2 protein-coding genes are annotated in these 2,428 nt (G+C 62.7%); both read left to right on the top strand.

Features of this window, described 5'->3' with window-relative positions; translation table 11 throughout:
* Window positions 1–44 precede the first annotated feature (44 nt).
* Window positions 45–767, top strand: a complete 723-nt coding sequence (gene nrdG, locus AC0AP0_RS11935) for an anaerobic ribonucleoside-triphosphate reductase activating protein (protein WP_110424827.1) — start codon at window positions 45–47, stop codon at window positions 765–767.
* A 56-nt stretch (window positions 768–823) separates the two neighbouring features.
* Complete coding sequence (gene gltX, locus AC0AP0_RS11930; protein ID WP_490430623.1) at window positions 824–2,350, top strand: glutamate--tRNA ligase; 1,527 nt, start codon at window positions 824–826, stop codon at window positions 2,348–2,350.
* Window positions 2,351–2,428: the final 78 nt, after the last annotated feature.

Raw genomic sequence — 2,428 nt, 5'->3', positions numbered from 1 at the left:
GGGCCGGGTAGTTTGCGGCCCGCCATTGTCATGAGGAGGACCAGATGACGGACAAACAGGGAGCCATGAGAAAGACAAATGGCCACCGTGACTTCGCTGCTGATGAGCAGGGGCGCGGTCCGGGGGTTCCCTCTGCGCTGACCAACAATCCCAAGGCCGGCCAGTGGGACGGTCGCCGCCTCAGTCGGGGAATCGTGGCGGACTACAAGCGCCTGGTCATGACCGACGGCGAGGGGATCCGCTGCTCCCTCTACGTCAGTGGTTGCCCCTTCCGCTGCCAGGGATGCTACAACGCCTCCATCTGGGACTTCGGCGCCGGGCACCCCTACACCCAGCAGCTTGAGGACCAGATCATCAAAGACCTGTCGCTGTCCTATGTGCAGGGCATCACCTATCTGGGCGGGGAGCCTCTGCTCAACACCCCCATGCTGCTTGGCCTTTCGGAACGAATCCGGCGCGAGTTCGGTCATGAGAAGGATATCTGGTGCTGGACCGGCTACACCTGGGAGGAGCTGAACCGGCCGGGGGAGACCCCGGACAAGGCCCAGCTGATCTCCTACCTTGATGTGCTGGTGGACGGACGCTACTTGGAGAACCGGAAGAACAGCCTGCTCCAGTTCCGGGGCTCGGACAACCAGCGGATCATCGACGTGCCACGGTCCTTGGAGCAGGGCCGGGTGGTCATCTGGCCCAAGCTGCATGACCAGACCAGGTTCATTCCGGAGACCTACAGCAAGGACCGGCAGCAAGAGCAGCAGCGAGGCTGATACCGGCTCCTGCCCTGAATTGGTCTACGTCGCCTTGCCGGGGCACAATGGGTGTCATGACTGATGAGCATGATCACGACGCCAAACCCGACCTGCCCAAGGATCTGAGGGTCCGCTTCTGCCCCTCGCCGACCGGCACCCCACATGTAGGCATGGTCCGAACTGCACTCTTCAACTGGGCACAGGCCCGGCACTCGCATGGCACCTTCGTCTTCCGCATCGAAGACACCGATGCCCAGCGTGACAGTGAGGAGAGCTACCAGCAGATCCTGGAGGCCCTCAAGTGGCTGGGTCTGGACTGGGATGAGGGTGTTGAAGTCGGCGGCCCGGACGGCCCCTACCGGCAGTCCGAGCGCGGCGATATTTACCACGATGTGGCCCGGCAGCTGCTGGATGCCGGCTACGCCTACGAGTCCTACTCCACCGCTGAGGAGATCAAGGAGCGCAACCTGGCCGCTGGTCGTCCGGCCGCTTTCGGCTATGACGGGTACGACCGCCACCTGAGCGACCAACAGCGCCAGGCCTTCCGCGATCAGGGTAGGCGGCCCGCCCTGCGCGTTCGCATGCCCGACGAGGATATCGCCTTCGATGATCTGATCCGCGGGCATATCGAGTTCAAGGCCGGATCCGTGCCTGATTATGTGATCGTGCGCCCCAACGGCGATCCCCTCTATACTCTGACGAACCCGGTGGATGATGCCCTGATGCGCATCAACGTGGTTCTGCGCGGCGAGGATCTGCTCAGCTCCACCCCCCGTCAGATCATCCTCTACCGGTACCTGATGAAGCTGGGCATAGCCCGGGCTATGCCCCTGTTCGGGCACCTGCCCTACGTCATGGGCCAGGGCAAGAAGAAGCTGTCCAAGCGCGACCCCGAGTCCAACCTCTTCCTGCACAGGGAACACGGCTTCATTCCCGAGGGCCTGCTCAACTATCTTGCCCTGCTGGGCTGGTCCATCGGCCCCGACCGCGATGTCTTCTCCATGGATGAGATGATTGAGCACTTCGACATCCGCGATGTCAAGGCCAATCCGGCCCACTTCGACATTGACAAGGCCGTAGCCATCAACGCCGAGCACATCCGCATGCTGGAGCCGCAGGACTTCCTGAACCGGTCCCTGCCCTACCTCAAGCGCGACGGGCTGGTGAGTGCCGAGCGCTGGCAGGACCTGAGCGATCGGGAACAACGGATTCTGACCGCTGCCGCCCCCTTGGTCCAGCCTCGTGTCCGCCTTTTGGGGGAGGTGTCCGGCATGGTGGGCAGTCTGCTCAGCCAGGAGGATTACCTGGAGCCCGAGCCGGATGCCCGCAAACAGCTCAAGGATTCGGCTGGGCAGGTCCTCGACCTGGCTATTGCCGCCCTGCAGGATGTGTCAGACCAGGACTGGAAGACCGATCACCTGCACGACCTGCTCACTCAGGCACTGGTGGATGAGGGCGGCTATAAGCCCCGTCTGGCCTTCGGTCCGGTCAGGGTGGCGGTCTCGGGAAGGCGGGTCTCGCCGCCCCTGTTCGAGTCTCTGGAAATCCTGGGCAAGAACACAACACTCCGAAGGATGGCCAACTTGCGCCAAAACCTCTGAGCGGGTATATTTCTTTTTTGTTGTGCTACTGACCTGCTGAACCGGGTTCGTACGCGGCGAAAAGTGAAGCCCCCGTCG

Source organism: Bifidobacterium sp. POST2/T3 (B1), from assembly GCF_058197115.1.
The sequence above is the reverse complement of the archived record's forward strand: the minus strand, read 5'-3'. Positions and strand labels throughout refer to the sequence as shown.

What these genes read in the sequence shown, in the direction of transcription:
- nrdG (WP_110424827.1), top strand. Translation starts at nt 45, where the DNA reads ATGACGGACAAACAGGGAGCCATGAGAAAGACAAATGGCCACCGTGAC.
- gltX (WP_490430623.1), top strand. Translation starts at nt 824, where the DNA reads ATGACTGATGAGCATGATCACGACGCCAAACCCGACCTGCCCAAGGAT.